At 35.8% G+C, this 21,932-nt stretch carries 14 protein-coding genes and 1 pseudogene; 5 read left to right on the top strand and 10 right to left on the bottom strand.

Annotation, left to right across the window (positions count from 1 at the left end):
* Positions 1 to 1,593: 1,593 nt before the first annotated feature.
* Positions 1,594 to 2,850, bottom strand: a complete 1,257-nt coding sequence (locus tag ACFIKQ_RS03710; RefSeq protein WP_012754793.1) for an aspartate kinase — start codon at positions 2,848 to 2,850, stop codon at positions 1,594 to 1,596.
* 189 nt (positions 2,851 to 3,039) lie between these two features.
* Here ACFIKQ_RS03710 and ubiG point away from each other — a divergent pair, with 189 nt between their 5' ends.
* Positions 3,040 to 3,783: a bifunctional 2-polyprenyl-6-hydroxyphenol methylase/3-demethylubiquinol 3-O-methyltransferase UbiG gene (gene ubiG, locus ACFIKQ_RS03705; protein WP_375655973.1), complete on the top strand. Its 744-nt coding sequence runs from the start codon at positions 3,040 to 3,042 to the stop codon at positions 3,781 to 3,783.
* A gap of 20 nt (positions 3,784 to 3,803) precedes the next feature.
* Here ubiG and grxC read toward each other — a convergent pair whose 3' ends face one another.
* Together grxC and ACFIKQ_RS03695 are read right to left on the bottom strand one after the other, a co-directional pair.
* On the bottom strand, positions 3,804 to 4,058 hold the full coding sequence (gene grxC, locus ACFIKQ_RS03700; protein WP_273787883.1) for a glutaredoxin 3: 255 nt from the start codon (positions 4,056 to 4,058) through the stop codon (positions 3,804 to 3,806).
* Between the two features lie 47 nt (positions 4,059 to 4,105).
* Positions 4,106 to 4,891, bottom strand: coding sequence for a ComF family protein (locus ACFIKQ_RS03695; RefSeq protein ID WP_012754790.1), 786 nt, complete (start codon positions 4,889 to 4,891; stop codon positions 4,106 to 4,108).
* 197 nt (positions 4,892 to 5,088) lie between these two features.
* Between ACFIKQ_RS03695 and ACFIKQ_RS03690 the strand changes: the two genes are divergently transcribed.
* Complete coding sequence (locus ACFIKQ_RS03690; RefSeq protein ID WP_375655971.1) at positions 5,089 to 5,967, top strand: methyltransferase; 879 nt, start codon at positions 5,089 to 5,091, stop codon at positions 5,965 to 5,967.
* 7 nt (positions 5,968 to 5,974) lie between these two features.
* Here the strand turns inward: ACFIKQ_RS03690 and ACFIKQ_RS03685 are convergent, their stop codons facing one another.
* Entirely contained in the window at positions 5,975 to 7,330 is a 1,356-nt protein-coding gene (locus ACFIKQ_RS03685) for an L-cystine transporter (protein WP_375655969.1), read from the bottom strand.
* Between the two features lie 733 nt (positions 7,331 to 8,063).
* Here ACFIKQ_RS03685 and ACFIKQ_RS03680 point away from each other — a divergent pair.
* A pseudogene (locus ACFIKQ_RS03680) lies at positions 8,064 to 9,242 on the top strand (type ISP restriction/modification enzyme); the annotation flags it as partial.
* A 2,461-nt stretch (positions 9,243 to 11,703) separates the two neighbouring features.
* On the opposite strand, the gene ACFIKQ_RS03675 reads toward ACFIKQ_RS03680, so the two are convergent.
* Positions 11,704 to 13,077, bottom strand: coding sequence for a glutamate--cysteine ligase (locus ACFIKQ_RS03675; protein WP_375655967.1), 1,374 nt, complete (start codon positions 13,075 to 13,077; stop codon positions 11,704 to 11,706).
* Positions 13,078 to 13,145: 68 nt separating this feature from the next.
* Positions 13,146 to 13,889, bottom strand: a complete 744-nt coding sequence (locus ACFIKQ_RS03670) for a 16S rRNA (uracil(1498)-N(3))-methyltransferase (protein ID WP_375655965.1) — start codon at positions 13,887 to 13,889, stop codon at positions 13,146 to 13,148.
* Positions 13,890 to 14,124: 235 nt separating this feature from the next.
* Between ACFIKQ_RS03670 and ACFIKQ_RS03665 the strand changes: the two genes are divergently transcribed.
* Positions 14,125 to 14,268: a hypothetical protein gene (locus tag ACFIKQ_RS03665; protein WP_012754785.1), complete on the top strand. Its 144-nt coding sequence runs from the start codon at positions 14,125 to 14,127 to the stop codon at positions 14,266 to 14,268.
* Positions 14,269 to 14,581: 313 nt separating this feature from the next.
* On the opposite strand, the gene ACFIKQ_RS03660 is transcribed toward ACFIKQ_RS03665, so the two are convergent.
* Complete coding sequence (locus ACFIKQ_RS03660) at positions 14,582 to 16,462, bottom strand: AsmA family protein (RefSeq protein WP_375655963.1); 1,881 nt, start codon at positions 16,460 to 16,462, stop codon at positions 14,582 to 14,584.
* A 316-nt stretch (positions 16,463 to 16,778) separates the two neighbouring features.
* Between ACFIKQ_RS03660 and folD the strand changes: the two genes are divergently transcribed.
* Positions 16,779 to 17,678, top strand: a complete 900-nt coding sequence (gene folD, locus ACFIKQ_RS03655) for a bifunctional methylenetetrahydrofolate dehydrogenase/methenyltetrahydrofolate cyclohydrolase FolD (protein WP_375635799.1) — start codon at positions 16,779 to 16,781, stop codon at positions 17,676 to 17,678.
* A gap of 66 nt (positions 17,679 to 17,744) precedes the next feature.
* Here the strand turns inward: folD and edd are convergent, their stop codons facing one another.
* From edd to zwf, 3 genes are read right to left on the bottom strand one after another with little or no spacing between them, the layout of a single operon-like run.
* Entirely contained in the window at positions 17,745 to 19,568 is a 1,824-nt protein-coding gene (gene edd, locus ACFIKQ_RS03650; protein ID WP_375635800.1) for a phosphogluconate dehydratase, read from the bottom strand.
* A gap of 56 nt (positions 19,569 to 19,624) precedes the next feature.
* Entirely contained in the window at positions 19,625 to 20,377 is a 753-nt protein-coding gene (pgl, locus tag ACFIKQ_RS03645; protein WP_012754781.1) for a 6-phosphogluconolactonase, read from the bottom strand.
* Positions 20,378 to 20,387: 10 nt separating this feature from the next.
* Entirely contained in the window at positions 20,388 to 21,860 is a 1,473-nt protein-coding gene (gene zwf, locus ACFIKQ_RS03640; RefSeq protein ID WP_375655961.1) for a glucose-6-phosphate dehydrogenase, read from the bottom strand.
* Positions 21,861 to 21,932: the final 72 nt, after the last annotated feature.

Here is a 21,932-nt window from a genome sequence, read left to right as displayed (position 1 = left end):
ACGCCATCCACAAGCGCCGTAATGGGCTTGGGGAGAAATATTTATTTAAAACAAGCGCGTAAATTGGCAATATAATAGCGTTTTGTTTTACGTGAAAGGCATATACGATTTAAATAACGCAATAAACAAAACGTGAATCAATATATAATATCCATTATTTCAAAGATATTTCTGTCAATATCTTTGAAAGTTGTAAAGCAGAATTAAAAGGAAGTTGTAAAATGGAAACTGGTTTTCACTTTTATGGCTTCATATTCTCCCCCAATTAGGTTTTATCTCCATTTCAGAGGTTCCCCCAACAAGTATACGCAACACCCTTGTTCCTATCTGGCATACAAAAACAGGAGTTGCTCGTAGTCCCCTTATCCGTCTCAATATATATATCATCAAACGTGCATCTGCGCTGACATTAGATATTGATACAGGTAACAAAAAACAAAAGATTTATTGGGAATAAGTGTATTAATTACTGCACTTTGATAACATATCTTATATTCACTTCAAATGGATATCCCCATTCGAATGCATTATGCTATTAAAAAGTAATTACAAAACAAGAGAATACGTTTCACATTCATATACTGAATAAAAACAAATTGTGAGAAAAAATATTTAACAAAATTAGAATAATAAAAATGGCTATATTTCTTACAAGAAGAGTTTTAATTACAAAAACAACCATTTGAAAAATATGTAAACATGATAAGAAACTAGCACGATATACGGCACAAACGAAAGAATGTATTTCATGCGTGAGTGGCAGTATGACAAAGAAAATACTTGTAATAGAGTAGTTAAGGGAAGAAAGTTAACCTAAAGAACATATAGAGGTATCGAAAACTCTGAAAATATTAGTCATAATTCAAAAAAAGATAAATAGACATGAGAAAAAATTTAAGTAATGAAATCATGAAAGCAGCACGCTATAACATTATCATTTAATTTTGATCTATCGTTACATGATTTTATGAAAAGTGCTTCCGAAGAGCTATAAGCCGTAAACGCATAAGATATAGTAATTCTACAACTTATAGCGCAACATAAATATTGTCTATAGAGATATATTTTTATTGCCTCATAATACGGAAAAAAATAAATTTACAAGATACACATAAAGCTATAAACAACCATTTGAGACAAGCTAAATATTTCTAGGAAATACATCTTCGATTCTATTTTTGATAATTCCGTCACTAATCCAATGAGCTCAAATTTCTCTAAGATTTATAATATTAAATCTGTATTCACAAGGCTGTCCCTCATGTCACATGCATCCTTTGAATAAACGCAGTGCCATTGTTCCTTATTCTATTAAAGCTTATTGTGAAGACTTCACTATCCCTCTCTATAGGCTTTAAAACGTTTATAGACGGCATATTTTATATCCCTTCTTAAACATTTTTTACCTAAACATCTTTCTCTTGTCATGTATAAGCAACCATTTTTAAATTCATCATGAACAAGTTTAAAATGAGAGAGTTTTGCTGTATTAAATATTCTATTTAAGTTAAAAATATAAATTGTCCTTAACAAAAATTATTAATATATATTAAAGCTTTATGTTATTGAAACTTTGTTAAAACTAAAAAATGCTCATCCCTTATCAAGTGCATAAACAGCATGTAATGTTCTAACCGCAAGTTCAGTGTAAGCACTATCAATCAAAATAGAAATTTTAATTTCTGAGGTCGTAATTGCTTGAATGTTAATACCCTTTTCAGCCAAAGCCTTAAATGCTGTAGCGGCAACACCTGCATGGCTACGCATTCCAATACCAATCACAGATACCTTGGCAAGATCACTTTCAAATTGGAGAACATCAAATCCAATTTCTTTGCGATTCTTCTCAAGTAGTGCAACGGCTTTTTCTACATCTGATGATGGTACAGTAAAAGTCATATCAGTTTTTGAGCCATCTTCAGAAATATTTTGCACAATCATATCAACATTAATGCGCTCTTCAGCCAAGGGACCAAAAATTGCTGCCGAAATCCCTGGACGATCGGCAAGCCGACGAAGGGAAATTTGCGCTTCATCCTTAGCAAAAGCAATACCAGTAACATTTTGTTGTTCCACGATTTCATCCTCATCGCAAATAAGTGTTCCAGAAGAACTCATTGGATCCTCCATGCCTAACGCATCAGGATCCTCAAAACTTGAACGCACAAAGGTACGAACCTTATGAACCATTGCCAATTCAACAGAACGAACCTGTAAAACCTTTGCACCAAGAGAAGCCATTTCCAGCATTTCTTCAAAAGCTACTTTTGGTAAACGACGCGCTTTCGGTTCTATACGTGGATCCGTTGTATAAACACCATCTACATCCGTATAAATATCACAGCGATCAGCTTGTACAGCCGCGGCTATAGCAACAGCACTTGTATCTGATCCCCCACGCCCTAAGGTAGAAATCCGGTTATCTGGAGCTAACCCTTGAAAACCAGCAATAACGGCAACCTGACCTTCCTGAAAACACTCGATTAAAAAAGATCCATCAATATCAGTAATACGTGCACGTCCATGCGCATTGTCTGTATGAATAGGAATTTGCCAACCAAGCCATGAACGTGCATTCACACCCATTTCTTGAAGTGTCAAAGCCAACAAACCTGAAGTAACCTGTTCACCAGAAGCAACCACAACATCATATTCACGAGCATCTCTATGCTTGGAGGAAGCATCACACGTCCACTGAACAAGCTCATTGGTTTTACCAGCCATCGCAGATACGACAACGGCAACCTCATTGCCTGCATCAATCTCTCTTTTGACATGCCGTGCAACATTATGAATACATTCAATATTTGCTACAGATGTTCCACCGAATTTCATGACAATGCGCGCCATTAATAACACTCTTACCTTTACATCTTTTATCTCAAACGGTAATGAGAATTAGATGCTGTATCAACTAACCATTTTCTCGACATAGCGAATATCTATCATTTGTGCAAGTTTCATTATGATTATATTAATTTCTCTTGACTTTGTATAAAATCTACTGGACTTGATCATTAAAAATAAAAGGCAGGCAACATGATAGATGAAACACAAACAACTATTGATCAAAGTGAAATTGATCATTTTTCACGTATTGCTACAGAATGGTGGAATCCACAAGGAAAATTTCGACCTCTTCACCAATTTAACCCAACACGCCTTGCTTACATCAGAGAAAAAATCTGTTTAGAGTTTAATCGTGACCCTTGTTCATTTACGCCCTTTGATAATTTGAAAATTCTTGATATTGGCTGTGGAGGAGGCTTGTTATGTGAACCAATGGCACGTCTTGGCGCTATGGTCGTAGGCGTTGATGCTGCACAAACAAATATTGAAGTCGCAAAAACCCATGCAGCTCAAAATGATCTTTCCATTGATTACCGCACGATGACAGCAGAAGCTCTTGCCAATGAAGGAGAAAAATTTGATATCATCCTTAATATGGAAGTTGTTGAACATGTCGCTGATGTTAATCTCTTCATAGCAGCTACAGCAAAAATGTTGAAACCACAAGGGTTAATGTTTGTCTCAACACTCAACCGCACGTGGAAATCATGGGGGCTTGCTATTGTAGGCGCTGAATATATTCTACATTGGCTTCCTAAAGGAACACATGATTATAAAAAATTCCTAAAACCTCTAGAACTTAAAAATTTCTTATCAAAAAACGCCCTAACTATCATTGATGAGATAGGGATTACTTATAACCCATTAAACGACAGCTGGAATCGCTCAAAAGACATGAGCGTTAACTATCTCCTTCTCGCAAAACGGTCTTAAGGATATGTAATTTACAAATATTATACGCCTTGTAATAAAGAATTGAGCTTTCCCTCAGCCTCTAAAGCATAAAGATCATCACAACCGCCAACGTGATAATCACCTATAAAAATTTGTGGAAATGTATTACGTCCATTTGCACGCTGTACCATTTCTTGGCGAAGGGATGTGGAAGCATCAATATCTGTATACTTTACGCCTTTTTTATTAAGCAAATCACGTGCTTTTGTGCAATAAGGGCAGTTAGGGCGTGTATAAATTATTATCTCTTTCATAGTATTATCCTCCAATATTTTTTAATAATATTCACTTTAAATTCCTCTTACGAGGAGGGAAAAATAGAATCTTCTTTGAGAACACGCGAAAATGTTAGCACATCAACCTGTCGCGCACCTGCATATTTTAATGCAGCAGCTGCTGCTGTAACTGTTGCACCTGTTGTAAATACATCATCAATCAGCAAAACAGAACATCCTTTGAGATATTTTTTAACCTTATGCGAAACCTTAAAAGCATTTTTTACGTTAAGTTTTCTCTCTCTCGAAGAAAGACTAACCTGCGGACGGGTATGCCGACAACGAACAAGCCAACTCGGTTTTAAAAGCTTTTTTTGTGATGCTGCAATATAACGCGCAAGCTCAGCAGATTGATTATAACGTCTCTCCCAAAAACGACGAAAATGCAATGGAATGGGAATAATAACATCACAATCATCAATAACCTCGCGTCCAGCAAACATCATCCAGTTGGCCATAAATGATGCCAATTCTATATGATCACCATATTTTAAGCGCGTTACTAAAGCTCGTGCAAGCCCTTTATGAACAATAGCAGAACGGACACGTGAAAAAGGATGAGAATTACGAAGCGCTTCACCACTGAGAAAACCATCCCCCATATCACAAACAAAGGGAGTCCCCATAACAGGACAATAAGGTTTAGTGATAAATTGAAGGTCTTTCCAACATTCGGAGCAAATCGTGCCATAAGTAGAAACATTTTGCTTACATCCAGGACAAATTGGTGGATAAAGCACCGTTTTCAAGCGTTCAATGAACTTACTTAGTATATCCCCACTACTTAACGCCGCTTCTCGAAAATACAACATTATAAATTTAGGCTTTTACAAGTTTCCCTCAGAACAAAAGTTCCTTTGTATTTCCTCAATTTATAATTTTAATTCCTTTAAAAATTCTTACCTTCTATAAATTTATTTTTCTTTTATATTATAAACTTGACAGAGCTTGCACAAATAATGAACCTTTTCAAAATATATTCTTTCATAGATCGAAAGTGTTCCACAATATGTCGCATCCTTTAATTTTTGATCATAACCGCATTGAACAATTCCGAAAACGTGCCTTTCAAAAAGCAAAAAAAGGATACGACTTTTTACTCTCTCACATGGCAGAAGATCTCTATAAACGTCTTAGCACTGTTGATCGCCTCTTTACATTAGCTCTCGATTTACACAGCCATACAGACCTTGCTGCGCAAGCTTTAATGAAATCTGGAAAAGTTTGTTCCATAGAACGTATTGAGACCAATACGCTTTATCAAAGCCATGATAAAAAATTTCATTTACGTCATCGGGAATTTCTTGATTTACCTCAAAGTTACTGTGACCTTATTGTTTCACTTCTTTCATTACAATTGACCAATGATACCCCTGGTGTTCTAAGCCAGATAAAAAACACCCTTAAACCAGATGGCTTATTTCTTGCTGTTATGGCAGGAGCTGGTACATTAAGAGAATTGCGCGAAAGCCTTCTGCAAGCTGAAAGTGAAATTTATGGTGGAGCAAGCCCTAGGATCTATCCTTTTGCCGACATTCGTGATGCAGGCGCTCTTTTACAGCGTGTTGGCTTTGCCCTGCCTGTAGCAGACGTTGAAGATATCACAATACGTTATAATACAATGTTTGACCTTATGCACGATCTTAAAGCTATGGGAATGCAAAATGCACTCATCAATCGTTCACGACGCCCTGTATCCAAACGTTTTTTTCTCCGCGCAGCTGAAATCTATGCACAACGATTTAGTGATCCTGATGGACGTATTCGTGCACATTTTTCTTTCATTTGGCTCTCTGGTTGGGCTCCTCATCCCAATCAACAAAAACCCTTACAACCTAGTTCAGCGCAAATATCTCTTACAGATGTTTTACAACCCCAAAAAACATAACCTAAAATCATTTTTTAAAAATACTTTTATCTGTTGTCTGTAACATTTGACTGGTGATCGTTCCAGCTATCATTGAATCGCTCACGTTTAGAGCGGTCCGTCCCATATCAATTAGCGGTTCGATAGAGATAAGTACAGCAACCAAAGTAACAGGAAGCCCCATAATTGGTAACACAATCAATGCAGCGAAAATAGCGCCTCCCCCCACACCAGCAACACCAATAGAACTCAATGTCACAACCCCAATAAGCGTAGCAATCCAAGTAGGATCAAGAGGGTTAATACCCATAGATGGTGCAATCATGGTCGCAAGCATCGCTGGATAAAGACCAGCACAACCATTTTGTCCAATTGTTGCCCCAAAAGAAGCTGCAAAACTCGCAATGGGTTGTGGTACACCTATCCACTGTGTTTGCGCTTCAATATTCAAAGGAATACTTGCAGCACTTGAACGACTGCTAAAAGCAAATGTTAAAACAGGTAAAACCTTTTTGAAAAAACGAAAGGGATTAACCCCAGAAATACCAAGCAATACACCATGAATTCCAAAAATTAAAATAATACCGACATAAGAGGCAATGACAAAAACCAGTAAATTTAAAATATCTGCAATACGCGATATTGCTCCTACTTTCGTCATAAGTGCAAAAATACCATAAGGCGTCAAAGCAATCACAATACGGACTAACCGCATAATCCAAGCTTGTCCCACTTGAATAAATAAAAGCGCTTTTTCTCCTTTTTCTGGCTCATCTTTCTTTAAAAGAAGAACCGCTGCACCTAAAAATGACGCAAAAATAACAACACTGATAATTGACGTACGTTTAGCCCCACTCAACTCAGCAAATGGATTTTTAGGAATCATAGACAAAATCATCTTTGGTATATTCATATTTCCAAGTTTAGAAATATGACCTTCAAGAATAGCAGAAACATTTTGCCCTTCATGCACTAAACCATCGGCTGTTAATCCAAAAAAATTAATCACAAAAACACCAACCAATGCTGAAAGAGCCGTTGTAAAAAGCAATATTGAAATTGTTATTATACTCATCTTTCCAACAGCATAAACAGAATGTAAATGAGCAACTGCTGAAACAATAGAGATAAAAACCAGTGGCATAACAATCATTTGCAACAATAAGATATAGCCCTCACCAACAATGTTAAACCATTCAACGGATTTCAATAAAGTGCTTTCACCCTCTCCATAAATAAACTGCAAAACACTTCCAAAAATCAAGCCAAGGATAAGCCCTAGCATAACACGTAGTGAAAGACTCCATTGCATTCTCTTACTTTGAGAAACAAACAATAAAAAAATAACAAATAGAAATAAATTGACGAAAAAATTAAATGTCATTGTCTATGCTCACTTACTATTGTTATGATTGACGTCAATAATCTGCATAATTCAAAATCAATGCATGATATTTAAAATTAACATAAAGCTTACCAGGCTTTTACAAAATCATTATTTTTTTAATTTATAGATTAAAAGAGAATTTTTTATCTACTAATAACTGTTTAAAGAAAATAAATAAAATTATTTTCCTATTCTTTAAATTTATGCTCTCATAAAATAGTTAAAAAAGAGAAATATAAACAACATTCATTGCATCTTAATACTGAACAATTCCAGCATATCTTATCCTATCAATATCCTTACCTCTCTCTTTTGCTATTTGAACTGAAGCGAGCTTTTCAAGAAAGGATGAATTAACAATCGAACATTCATGATTTTTCTAGAAAATACCTTTCATAGATTCTTTCTTTGCTTTCAATGAACGCTTTTTTATTTTTCGAAATTCTTTTTATAGTCATAAAAAAGACTTTGAAAGTCACAATGCCTATTGAACGACAATACATTGATTTATAATAAATAATTTACTATTTTGCATATTAAATGAGAGTCTCGAATAACGTAAGATTCTCTCATTTCAAACCTGTTTATCTTGAATCAATCAAAATCATTTTCTTGCACGTCACAAGCAGGGCTGGCGTGTGGATAAAAAATGTATAAGAAAGGAGTAGAAATACCTCTTATGAAACGTCTTAATGCAAGAGCTGTCGCAACATTGGAGGACGGAGCTTGGGCAGAAAATATAAATAATATGATTGCTTTTTATAATAGCGCAGTAAAACGTTTTAACGATACATATCTATATGCTGATCGAACAACACGTGTACGTGCCGTAGATAATTTTATCACTTTAGATATAAAGTTGTAGTTATAATGTTAAGCAAGAACTAATAAGAGGAAGGGTTTTTGAATTTGAAAAGACATGCCTCATGCAAAATTCGTATCGTTCTTTTACACGACTATGGCTTTATTATAATCGTATCTTCAATGACGGAGTTTATCAGATACCACATGTATTCCCTATGGGGCAAGCAGTAGAAAATAGAGTCATAGAAATTACAAGCATAGGAGCACGAAGCGGTTTTTCTGTGTTAATAGCTAAGAATTTACCTAATCTAGATGCAATAGATACAGGCCAATGCTTTCCACGGTATCTTTATAAAAATGTTGAATCTTCTATAACTGATCATGATGAGAAACAATCCCATTTGTTTACAAATTCAATAAAGGAAAGAAAAACATCTGGTTTACAGAGGCGTGATGCCATCACTGATAAAGGATTAGCGCATTTAAAGCTGCTTATCCTAGTGAGACCATAACTAAAGATGATCTATTCTATTACGCTTACGGATTATTGCATTCAAAAGATTACCGTACTCGCTATGCTCATAATTTATGAAAAATTTATGCAAAGAATTGCCTCGTATCCCTTGTGTAAAAAGCGCTGAAGATTTCTGGATATTGTGACAACAGAGTGTGAATTTGATCACTTGCACATGAATTATGAAAGTGTGGAGCCTTATCTTGTGACCTTTAAAAAAGGGTAATCCAAAACTGACTGACATCTCTAATCCCGAAAAGTTTTATTACGTGACAGAAATGAAATTCGCAAAAATTAAAAATAGTAAGGAAAAGGATAAATCTACTTTATTTACAACAGCAATATCATCATGACAGACATCCTTCTTGAAGCTTATGAGTATATCGTTAATGGCAACCCCACTCTTGAATGGGTTATGGAGCGTCAATGTGTAAAGACAGATAAAAAGAGTGGCATTGTTAATGATGCCAATCGCTATGCTCTTGGAACCATTAGTAACCCTGCTTATCCATTAGAGTTGTTTCAAAGGATCATACTATAAATTTAGAAACAATGAAAATTATTAAGAAACTACCAAAATTAGAAGTGTGAGAAACCGAATAGACTTATGAGGTTAACACACCTCATAAAGGTCTCTTGTGTATTGCTTTAAAACGGCAGTCTATAACTTTAATCATCTTATTAAGTTTATTACCTACAATCTTAAAAGGATAGCTTATCATGCGTTATTCTAAAAAAGAAGCTTTGCACTTTTAAACACTGTTATTTGGATTGCTTTTAAAAGATTATATCGTAATCTAAAATGATAGCTTTATTGTTTTGAAAAACTCTGTTGAAAAAGAGCTTTATGTATTCATTTTACTTATAGATTTTGAAGGTGTCTAAAATCCTAAAAATCTTCAAAAATCTCAAAACTAATAACCATAATGGTCTTAATAGCATTTTTTATGACTAGAACCTATCTTTTGAAATGGCTTTAAAGAATCACATGCTTTTCATAAGATTTAATCACTCACTAAAATGATCTATTTTGTCGGTTCAATTTACTGACAGAAAACTGACAAAAATGACAAAAGTCTATTAAAAGGGAGTTTGCTGACCTCTATAATTATCAGTCTCTCTTTAGATGTTTTTATAAAAGGCAATAAAGCGCATTATCATCTTTATCATCTTTATCATTTATCTTATGAAAATGAAAAATGGTGCCATGACTATAAAAATATAATAGCTATAGAGCATGCGTGAAAAAAGCAAGTTTTCATAATCACAATGCAAATGAACGCGTTGGTTATAAAGAGCGCGGTGCCTATTAAAGTTGTTCAAATTAGAGCCCCTTATAAACAAAATCTACAAAAATCATTAAAATCATTTAGTAAAAAACTGATACGTTATAAAGCTAAAAATACGCATGATGAGAGCGTTTATAAATATTATTAATGTTATAGATAATAAATAACGCAATTGTTTAATAAATTCCGCAATATATCTTTAAAATACATAATAAAAAATAATCAAGTAATAAGCATATAAACAATATTTACACATAATATATTTAAAAAATATAAAATTGTAAAATATTTATTTACAATAAATACGTATCGTGTTACATAAATTCTAGATATATTAGTTTATATGTTACGAAAAAGCCTTTTCCATACCTTTAAAATACTGATTGTCTTTTATGCTTTTGTTAGTATATGAGTACTTTGTCGGGTGTAGCTATGCCATACAATACCCTTTTATGGGAAATGCAACGCCACTCGTAATCTACATATCATTCAATATAATTTGAAACACAATACCAACAAAAATATCACATATACCATTGATATAACCAAATTAAATGATATCAACCGTCGTAATAGCCCCTATTCAATACCGGCCTATTTATCGAAGATAAGGAGTTAAATCACTCATGAAACGTACCGTAACATTTATTGTTTTATCTTCTCTATTGATCATTTTGTTTGCTGTATTAATATCACTTGGATATACCAAAGTGAATGATCTGAATCCGTACAACGAACTTTATCAGTCATACCTCAAATAACAACTATAGAAATTCAGAATATCGCTACAAAAAGGAAATAGCAAAAGAATAAATTATCTGTATAGAGAAAATGATACCCTGTAATTTTCCTACCCGTTTTAGAAATACATCTATTGCCTTCATGCTGACTGTATAACTATATCGTATAATGGTACAAAAAGGTATAAGAATCCCCTTGAGATCTAGCTACTAAAAAATGGAAGAAGAAAAATTTAAAAGCGCACTAGATATGTTTAGCTAACAAAAAAGTTTTTGTTGCCCGACTCTGCAAAAACTGAAACTTTTTATTTTTATTCCATACTTTACTCTTGTAACAACAGAATAACACATATTGATATAATATAATCAAATACATGGAGTGAGAATAATAACTGTAAAGAAAAATATCTCAAATGCTGTTTTTCTCATGCATAAAAATTCAATTTATTAATATTTAATGATGTAATTAACACCTTAATTCTATATATTATAATCTCTATTTCTATCTCTTTACATAATATATTTCTTTTTTATATAAAAATAAATTTGAGTTATACATACACAGATCTATCGGCATTTTTTCTACTGTCTTTTTAGCTTACTGAACGATTGATATCGTAATTTTTGTATAATAAAATGCTCTTTCATATAAGCATCGTACATTGAATTATAATAACGGACTATTAAACGCAAATTATATTTTTTATCCCTTTTAAAAGTGAAAAATATTATTTTCAGACCTATTCATAAGTGGGATGAGCTATGTGAATAAAAAATGTTTGATAATAAGCTTAAGTATATCTTTTATGAGCTATCTTTAGCACAAAGGTACAACATTAAGATTACGGAAATATCGTGATATTATTGGGTATAAAAATCACACTGCCCAAGAGATTTTTGTATTGTACCCTTTATGAGAAATGTTAAAAGAAAGGCAGGATATGCTCTCTAGAGCAAATGAGTGAATGAGCCACCACGGTGATATGCATTTTTTAAAAAGTAGGAAGTCTCTTTTCTTCAAATTTAATAGGCACATTCTAAAAATAAAGGTTCTACAGATTCATTCCAAATAGAATAGTAATAAGACAAAAATTTTTCAGCATCTGTTTGTCCCATTGCAACAACCTCTTCTAAAGGATTAAGAAAATTTGTTTCATCAAAACCATTCGTATCATACTGTTTGCGATTTTTTAAGCCTTTGCGGGCAATAGAAAGAGCTTGTCGTGCTAACTCTAAAAGAATAGTTTGACGAAAAGGAGTTTTTAACCCTTCTTTAGGAACGCGTTGGCGCACATCTAAAACTTCTTCAAAACACCAATCTTTTGTCAAAGCTTCTGCCTCATTAAGTGCTTCCCTATCATAAAGAAGCCCGACCCAAAAAGCCGACAACGCACAAATGCGCTTCCAAGAACCGCAATCAGCTCCTCTCATTTCTAAAAATCTTTTTAAGCGGACTTCAGGAAATAACGTTGATAAGTGATTAATCCAATCTCCCATGTTTGGAATTGAATTTGCAACTTGTCCTTTTAATGCTCCATTCATAAACTGACGAAATGTTATATGTGTACAATCATAATAACGACCATCACGCACAACAAAATACATTGGAACATCAAGAGCCCATTCAACATAATCAGCAAAACCAAAACGCTCAGAAAATATAAAGGGAAGAACGCCTGTCCTCTGATTATCCGTATTACGCCAAATTTCAGAACGCCACGACAAAAAGCCATTTGGGCGTCCTTCTGTAAAAGGTGAACTTGCAAATAATGCTGTTGCAATGGACTGTAACTTCATAGATACTTGCATTTTTCGCCGCATATCACTTTCAGATGAAAAATCAAGATTAACCTGAACTGTTGATGTGCGATACATCATATTAAGACCATTATGCCCCACTTTAGGCATATAATCAGTCATAATCTGATAACGTGATTTAGGCATTCGCGGCGTTTCAGCTAAAGTCCACTTTGGACTAGCTCCAAGACCTAGAAAACCTATACCCAATGGTTCTGCAATTTTTTTGAGAAGAGTTAAATGCTCCATCAACTCGTGATATGTATGGCCTACTGATTTTAATGGTGCACCAGATAATTCAAATTGTCCTCCAGGTTCCAAAGAAATGGCTCCCTGATCAACTGATCCTACAAGCCCAATAATATTCTCTTCATCTAAAATAGGTTTCCATCCTAAGGCGCTTTGCATCCTCTCTAAAAGCGCTTGGATTCCCCTCTCTCCTTCATAAGGAACAGGGTGAAAACCATCTTTATAAAACGGAAACTTTTCATGTTCTGTACCGATACGCCAATCATCTTCTGCTTTATACCCCCCTTGGAAATAGCTAACCAAGGAATCTAAGTTATAAATTTCACTTTCATCAGTTATATCAAGCGCCATAACTTATCGTATCCTATCATTGGTATCATCATCTTAAATGAACTGTTTAGAATGATTTTACAGATTTCTCAATCCATTGCCCAATCCCCCACGGTAGCATTAAGAAGAGCCAAAGCAGCAACAGCGGCAGTGTCAGCGCGTAAAATACGCGGACCTAATGATATTGGAACCACAAAAGGATGTTTTTTTAAAAAGCTCCGCTCTTCTTCACTAAAGCCACCTTCTGGTCCAATAAGAATACCAGGTGTTGTAACGTCACGCTTTTTAAAAGAAGGTAATGGATTATGCGATTTATGCTCTTCATCACAAAAAAATAAAGGCTGTGTCTCATCCCACCGTACTAAAAGTTCTGCTAATGATAGAGCAGATACGCATTCAGGGAGAGATAAAATGCCACACTGTTCAGAAGCTTCAATAACATTGGCTTCCATACGCGCCATATTGATACGCGTAACCTGCGTATGATGCGTTATAACAGGCTGCAAAGTCGATACCCCCATTTCAACAGCTTTCTGCACCATATAATCCAACCGAGCGTTTTTGAGTGGAGCAAAGCAATAAATAAGATTGGAATGCGTCGTTTGTAATCTTTCTTGATGGATAAGTTGAACCACAACAAATTTTTTCTTAACAATGATAAGTTTAGCAAGCCACTCACCATCCTGTCCATTAAAAAGTAAAATTTCTGCTCCTTCTTTCATACGCAGAACGTGCACAAGATAAGAAGCTTGTGCCCCCTCTATCTTTATTTCTTCATTCAAAGCCAATATCTGTCGTATAAATAATCTTTTAAGTTTATAATTTATGCGCATAAAAATTTTGCCAATGCTCACTATCGTCATCGAAAAAATAAAGAAAAATATATAGCAAAAAGAAAAAATTATATCTATAGAACTATAATATATTAAAGAAATATAGAGTTTTTTTAGCTTTATGAGATAATAATAGGAACTTATAGATCCTTAAGTGATTCTACTTTCATAAAAGTTTAAATAATGCACCATTCATCTTTGCATTCAGTCATTGATGCATCCGTGGAGGAAAAATATGTCTGCTAAAAAAGCTACAATTATTACGATTACAACCCTCTTAGCCTTTATTTTGATTACAGTGGGAATTGGTTCTGTTGGAGCAGATGGGAAGCATACAATTACCAAAGATGGTTATGGTATTTCTTCTGGGATTCAGTAAGCACTGGCCGACATCCCCCTTAAAAATTTAATGTTTTTTAGAAATTTTTATAAGATTTGCATCAATATTATGAATTTCTTGTATTTGAAAGATTCCATAAGAAGGATTTTTATTCCTCTCTTCAATCATTTATCTATATCAACCACACTTATGACGGAGAGAACGATTTTTACTGCTTCACCACGAACGGATTTAAAATGAGAAAATCTTCCGATAGAGTGGGACCTCTGATTTAAATTAAAAGACAATTTTAAGTTGCAAAAAGACGAATTACTATTATAAGATAGAGTGCTATATAGATAAAAAACAATTCTCAATCTGCGTCAATGTCTTTTGTAACCCAAAAATTACCATGGTTTTGCCCTTTAGAGCGTAGAGAAAATGTAAAAGGCCATGCAAGGCTATTAGCGAGACATTGGACATCTTTACATAAAGTTTCTGATCTATAGTTTTTGCGTAGTTGTGCCTGTAATATCAATTCATTCTGCTTCCCTTGCGCGATATCAGTTGCAACGGTTCCTTGAATGGATAAGCTCAAGTCTGCTGTACGCATTAATGACTCTGTCACCTTCATCATACCTTCTGAAAAGCTTGTCTGAATATCCCAGTGATCAAATGTTGTTGAAAAAGTATCATTAGTCATTAAAAGAAATTGTTGTTTATTTAAAAGTCTTGTTTGTAATTCATTCAAATCATATCCTAAGAGCCGACCAGAAGACATCTTCAGTGTTAATTCACCCTGCATTTGCGTAAAAATTTCTCGCCAAGAATTAGCAAGTGTTCGTATCGTTGCAGTAAAATTCGTTTTGCTTTGTATAAATGGAATCAATCCCAAGGTTTCTAAAGTCTCCTGCATATCAATAGAAGCACCTGAAATATTTCCTCCTATACGCACTTTCTGTCCAGCTGGCGTAACTTCAATATTACTTTGCACGGATCCACCAAAAATATTCGCATGTCCAAGATCAAAAATACCATGCCCATTTCTTATTTGTATTGCAGCAGCTAAATTTGTGAGGGAAATATTTCCTATTTTAGCTTGTGGCGCAGAAAGTCGTATATCCACGCCAATACGATCAAAAATTGTCATATCAAAGAAGGAATTTTTCTTTTTACCTGAAAAAAACATTGAACCCAAGAGGCTAAGATCTAGGTTATCAAAGGCTAACGAGCCCATAACATTTGGTACATAATCTTGAAAATCGAGTTTTAAAGCTCCTCGCGCATTGGCTTTCCCCATCGTAAATGTAACATTGTTCATTTGAATATGCATTGGCTGCGCTAAAAAATGAGATTCCCATACAATGGGTATTTTAAATTTATGTCCCCAAAACTGATTTCCACCAACCCAAGACAATGTCTGATTCCATCCCGGAGAACGCATCGATACTTTTCCGTCAAAAATATAATATTCAGATAACCGAGCCTTTCCTGTAAAAGTTATTCCCCCACGTACAGAATTGAGACTTGCCCTAATATGACTTTTTCCTCCTGCAAGAAGCAGCAATGCTTGAGAAGCATCAATTGATAACTTTGTAAATTCTCCGCGCCAACGCGCATCTGCACGTAACCGTACTTCCTGAGTCGATTCCGGCCAATGTAAAGTCGCATTTAATCCTGTTATTTTTTCTGCCATCCCCGAAAAACTATCGTGATACACAAGAACACCATTTTTAATGACAATCCGCCCAAAAGGTTGTTTTAAAAGGTGCTCTATCTCTGGATGTTCAGGATTATGTTTTAATATTTCACGCGTATTGCGTATTGCCAACCCTAATGCACCTTGTGAGCGAGAAAACCGATCAAAAAAATCTGCTATTGTTTTAACAGGCTTTTCCATAACAAATTGAGGACGCATAATCCGCGTCTCTGAAAAAGAAACATGTCCCCAAAGAAGATCGACGACAGAAAGATCAACTTCTATTGATTCAGCTTCCATTAATGGCGCAACATCATCCATTTTTGATGTTAAAGTAACGCCAGAAAGAAATGCTTTAGGATAAGGGAAAAGATGTAACCGCGGTGGATCACGCAATTGCACATTGTAACCGGTCCATACACTCAAATCCTGCGCTAAACGAATACGAATCGCATCTGTAGAGATAAGATAAGGTAAAACGAGAATCCCCACTCCAAATAAAAAGATAATTGTAATAAAAATTCCGCTCAAAAATTTTATTATTCTGATGCGCACAATATCCCTCTATATTTATCCCCCCCTATAACAGATTAAAAACAAACTTAAATGATTATAAAAAGTTTTTATAACCCTATAATTCACTATATCCACTTTGTATCTTCATTATTTTTGTTCTTTATCCAAAATTTATTCAAACAGCAATGTTGCTGCTTCTTTATAAAGCAATTATTTAAAAGTCTTCAAAACTATAAATCCACAACATTATAAAACCATTCTTACTGTTCTCACATGAATATTGCTATAAAACTCTATCGTATTATTAGAAAATGCTTTACAAAAAAACAAACAGCCTTACCGAAAGGATCTCTGAATGAATAATATTATCGATGGAAAAAAACTTGCTGAAGAGATTATTGCGAAAGTTAAGGCCGAAACAATAAAGCTCCGCCATCACTATAATATACAACCTAGTATCGCTGTTATTATCGTTGGAGATGATCCCGCAAGTCAAGTATATGTCACCTCAAAAAATAAAAAAGCCGAAGAATGTGGGTTTCTTTCAATCAAACATGTCGTTTCTAAAGAAACGCAAGAAAAAGAACTCCTTCAACTTATTGCAACATTAAATTCTGATCCAAAAATTCATGGTATTTTGGTACAGTTGCCTCTCCCTGCTCATATGAATACAAATCGCATAACACAAGCCGTTGCTTTCCAAAAAGATGTTGATGGTTTTCATTATATTAATGTAGGAAAACTCGCGGCAAATGCACTTGAAGATGCGATTATTCCCTGCACACCAGCTGGTGCCATGATGATGATTGAACGACACTGTGGGCAAGATTTATCTGGACTTGATGCTGTCGTTGTTGGACGCTCTAATATTGTTGGAAAACCTATGGCTGCCCTTTTAACAGCAGCCAATGCCACTGTGACAATTGCCCATAGTCGTACCCGTGACCTTGATGATGTGTGTCGAAGCGCTGATATTTTAGTCGCAGCTGTAGGCCGCCCACAAATGATTAAAAAAGACTGGATAAAAAATGGTGCAATTGTTATTGATGTTGGTATTAACCGCGTTGCTGCACCAGAAAAAGGTGTAGGGAAAACACGTCTTGTTGGTGATGTCGATTTTGAAAACGTAAAAGAAAAAGCTGCTGCGATTACCCCTGTTCCAGGAGGCGTTGGACCAATGACAATTGCCATGCTTATGGTTAATACACTCAAAGCCGCCGCGCGATCACACAATCTGCCTATACCAAAATTCTAAGAATTGTAACAATTCCTTGTATATGGTTTTATTGTACATGATTAAGCTTGTTTATTTTTGCATTTTTCATGTCATAAAAACAGATGCCCCTTGATCTGCACGATTAACGGATTGACGAAAAACATGAAAAAGTTCGCGTCCAACACCATGTTCGTTTTTTGAAAGATCAGGAGGTATGATTTTTCGCGCGTTAAATTTTGCTAAATCCTCCAAAAGAGTTAGTTTACCCTCATGAGCATCAAGAAAAACAATATCACCATCCTGCAAACGTGCAATGGGGCCATTATCCATTGCTTCCGGTGTCACATGAATGGCAGCAGGAATTTTTCCTGACGCCCCTGACATACGCCCATCGGTTATCAATGCTACCTTTTGACCGCGATCTTGTAAAACGCCTAAAATGGTCGTTAATTTATGAAGCTCTGGCATACCATTGGCTTTTGGTCCTTGATAGCGAATGACGGCGATAAAATCTTTATCATACAACACTCCAGATTTAAAAGATTTTTGTAGTTCCTCTTGATCATTAAAAACAAAGACTGGTGCTTTAATCTGCCAATACTCTGGTTTAACAGAGGAAACTTTTATAATAGCTGTTCCCAAATCTCCCGATAAAACACGAAGACCACCGTCAGGCTGAAATGGCTTTCTCCACCCTGCTAACACCTTATGATCACCACTTTCCTTGAGAGCCGCTTCACGCACCACATGACCATCAGCAGAAAGCTTTGCTTCAATTGCATAAGCAGTGAGATCTTTACCAAAAACCGTAGAAACATCTTCATGTACTAAACCTGCCTCGATAAGCTCGCGAATAATAAATCCCATCCCCCCAGCAGCATAAAAATGATTGATATCCGCTAAACCATTAGGATAAATGCGCGCTAAAAGAGGCACAGCGGATGAAATTTCTGCAATATCATGCCATGTCAATTTAATACCGCAAACAGCAGCTATAGCAATCAAATGAATCGTATGATTGGTAGAACCTCCTGTTGCATTTAATCCTACAATGGCATTTACAAAAGAACGCTCATCAATGATCATACCAAGTGGCCTATAATGATCACCAAGATCTGTCATTTCAAGTACACGTTTCGTGGCTTCTTTTGTTAAAGCATCACGCAACGGTGTATTCGCATTAACAAAAGAAGCTCCCGGCATATGAAGCCCCATCATCTCCAGTATCACCTGATTAGAGTTAGCTGTTCCATAAAATGTACATGTTCCTGGTCCATGATAAGAACGTGCTTCTGATGCTAGAAGTGTTTGGCGATCTATTTTATTTTCCGCGTAAAGTTGACGTATCTTCGCTTTTTCATCATTACCTTGACCACTTGTCATAGGACCAGCTGGTATAAAAATTCCTGGTAAATGACCAAATGTTAGTGCACCAATCAATAAACCTGGTACAATTTTATCACACACCCCAAGATACAATGCTGCATCAAAGACATCGTGTGATAAGCTTATAGCTGTCGCCATTGCAATTACTTCACGCGAAAAAAGGGAAAGCTCCATCCCCGCATTTCCCTGCGTAACACCATCGCACATCGCGGGAACACCACCTGCAACCTGTGCAACACCACCAACCATACGGGCCGACTCTTTAATTAAGTGAGGAAATTTTTCAAAAGGTTGATGAGCTGAAAGTAAATCGTTATATGCCGTGATAATGCCAATATTCCCAACGATATTTCCCTTCAAACGCTCTTTATCTATTGCACCACAAGCAGCAAAACCATGAGCCTGATTGGCACATCCTAAAAAACTTCGTTTGGGGCGATGAACTTGTGCTTTCGTAATACGATCTAAGTAAATTTCTCGTGTTGATCGAGAACGTTCATAAATCCTTCGTGTAACTGTGGCAATTGTCTTGGAAAGTGCCATATTCCCCTCCCTCTTTCATTGTTGCTTCCCCTCATTCATTGAGAGAGATTACGTTTTTATTCACCTTGTCTCTCATATTCTAATTCACTTATTTCATTATCTGCAGGCGACCAATAAACCTGCACAAGATGAGGGGAATTACGCAAAACTGCCCGAATAGGCATTTCTATTTCAGATCCATCCTGACAAGCTTTTTCAAAACAATCGCGTTTCTGAAAACCTTCGATATGGAGAATAATACAACGAGACTGCATAATAACTGGCAAAGTTAGTGAGAGTCTTGGCTCAACAGCACTCTTAGCATGAAGGGGCAGAACAAGTGCTTGTGTTCGCAGATCAAGCGCTTGCTTTAAACGATCAGCATCAGGAAAAAAAGAAGCCGTATGTCCATCACCCCCCATTCCTAAAACAACAACATCAAAGGGTTTAGGCAAAGTATTAATACGACTCGCCGCTGAAAAAGCAGCAAGTTCAGCAGTAATCGCTTTATGATAAAGCCCTACAAAACGCGCTTTTTCGGCAAAATTTTGTAACAAATGACACCGTACCATATGCTCATTTGAACGTTCATCGTGTGTAGGAACGAAACGTTCATCGACCAAAGTGATAATGATATTTTGCCAATCAATATCCGCTTTTGACAAATAATGAAAAAACAATTCTGGTGTTTTACCACCAGACACCGCTAAAACTGCTCTCTTACGCTCAAGAACAGATACACTAAGTTCTGCGGCTACTCGATCTGCTAATGCCAAGGCTAAAGTCTGAGGGGTTTCAAAATCTAAACGGTCAATATTCATTCTATACATACTTATTGCTCTAAACTAAATTGTTCCATATACGCCCATCACGTTCCATGAGAATCGTCGAAGCAGATGGCCCCCACGAACCAGCGCTATAACTGTGAAACGGCTGTTTTATTGCTTCCCATCCCTTAATGATTGGATCAATCCAACGCCAAGCAGCCTCAACTTCATCACGACGCATAAACAGCGTTTGATCTCCACGAATAACATCCATTAATAAACGTTCATAAGCATCAGGATTACGTTCAGAAAATGCGGAAGCAAAACTCATATCTAATGGAATGTGACGAAACCGCATACCGCCGTAACTTGGATCCTTAATCATCAACCATTGTTTCACACCCTCATCAGGTTGGAGACGAATCACAAGCCGATTAGAAAAAATTTCATCTAAATCCACATTAAAAATATTATGAGGAATAGGTTTAAAAACCACAACAATTTCAGACATTCGCGTGAACATGCGCTTACCTGTTCGTAAATAAAAAGGCGTATTAGCCCAACGCCAGTTATCAATCTTAACCTTAAGCGCTACAAATGTTTCACTCTTACTCACTCTTCCCAGATCATCGAAATAAGACTCTACAGATATACCATTTGATAGACCAGAAAGATACTGCCCACGTACAGTATGCTGTCTTACATTATGTACATCAAGCGGTGTTAAAGAATGTAAAATTTTAAGTTTTTCATCGCGCACAGCATTAGCACTGTTGGTAAATGGTATTTCCATCGCAACCAAACAAAGTAATTGCAGCATATGGTTTTGGACCATATCCCGTAGAGCACCAGTGCTTTCATAATATTCTGTACGCCCCTCTAACCCTAAAGATTCAGCAACGGTTATTTGAACATGATCAATATAGTTGGAGTTCCATAGCGGTTCATAAAGTGTATTAACAAACCGCAATGCCATTAAATTTTGAACAGTTTCCTTCCCAAGATAATGATCAATACGAAAGATCTGCTCTTCATTAAAGACGCTTGCAAATGCATCATTAAGTGAAACAGCTGTTTTTACATCGCAACCAATTGGTTTTTCAATGATAATCCGTGTTTGTGGTGTCACCAAATCATTTTTTCCCAACTTCATCGCAATATCAGCAAAAAGTGACGAACTAACAGCCAAATAAAAAGCTCGAATATTCGCTGAATCTCGTGACAGAAGGAGAGCTAAATCCTCCCACCCTCGATTTGAGGAAGCATCAACAGAAACATAGCTTAAACGTGCAAGAAAACGATTGAGTTCTGTTGAATTGAGATCTTTTGGATGGATATGTTTTTCTAAAGAAGTGCGGACAAAATTTTGATATTCTTCATGACTTAAGGGAGTGCGGGAAGCCCCAATAATACGTGTTGGCTCACTGAATTGACCAACACACTGACAATGATACAAAGCCGGCAAAAGCTTGCGCGACGCCAAATCACCATTGCCACCAAAAACAATACAATCAAAAGAAGAAACTGGAATAATTTTATGTACCATGAACTTGTTTATTTTTCTATTCGATTATGAAATCCCATATCACTTATAAAAGCTTCGCTCATTAAAGCAAAC

The sequence above is a fragment of the Bartonella sp. MR63HLJHH genome, assembly GCF_042194155.1.
Lineage (GTDB): Bacteria > Pseudomonadota > Alphaproteobacteria > Rhizobiales > Rhizobiaceae > Bartonella > Bartonella grahamii.
This window is presented reverse-complemented; position numbering and strand designations above follow the sequence as displayed.

Coding starts and splice junctions, on each gene's coding strand:
- ACFIKQ_RS03710 (WP_012754793.1), bottom strand. CDS start 2,850: ATGGCGCGCATTGTCATGAAATTCGGTGGAACATCTGTAGCAAATATT.
- ubiG (WP_375655973.1), top strand. CDS start 3,040: ATGATAGATGAAACACAAACAACTATTGATCAAAGTGAAATTGATCAT.
- grxC (WP_273787883.1), bottom strand. CDS start 4,058: ATGAAAGAGATAATAATTTATACACGCCCTAACTGCCCTTATTGCACA.
- ACFIKQ_RS03695 (WP_012754790.1), bottom strand. CDS start 4,891: ATGTTGTATTTTCGAGAAGCGGCGTTAAGTAGTGGGGATATACTAAGT.
- ACFIKQ_RS03690 (WP_375655971.1), top strand. CDS start 5,089: ATGTCGCATCCTTTAATTTTTGATCATAACCGCATTGAACAATTCCGA.
- ACFIKQ_RS03685 (WP_375655969.1), bottom strand. CDS start 7,330: ATGACATTTAATTTTTTCGTCAATTTATTTCTATTTGTTATTTTTTTA.
- ACFIKQ_RS03675 (WP_375655967.1), bottom strand. CDS start 13,077: ATGGCGCTTGATATAACTGATGAAAGTGAAATTTATAACTTAGATTCC.
- ACFIKQ_RS03670 (WP_375655965.1), bottom strand. CDS start 13,889: ATGCGCATAAATTATAAACTTAAAAGATTATTTATACGACAGATATTG.
- ACFIKQ_RS03665 (WP_012754785.1), top strand. CDS start 14,125: ATGTCTGCTAAAAAAGCTACAATTATTACGATTACAACCCTCTTAGCC.
- folD (WP_375635799.1), top strand. CDS start 16,779: ATGAATAATATTATCGATGGAAAAAAACTTGCTGAAGAGATTATTGCG.
- edd (WP_375635800.1), bottom strand. CDS start 19,568: ATGGCACTTTCCAAGACAATTGCCACAGTTACACGAAGGATTTATGAA.
- pgl (WP_012754781.1), bottom strand. CDS start 20,377: ATGTATAGAATGAATATTGACCGTTTAGATTTTGAAACCCCTCAGACT.
- zwf (WP_375655961.1), bottom strand. CDS start 21,860: ATGGTACATAAAATTATTCCAGTTTCTTCTTTTGATTGTATTGTTTTT.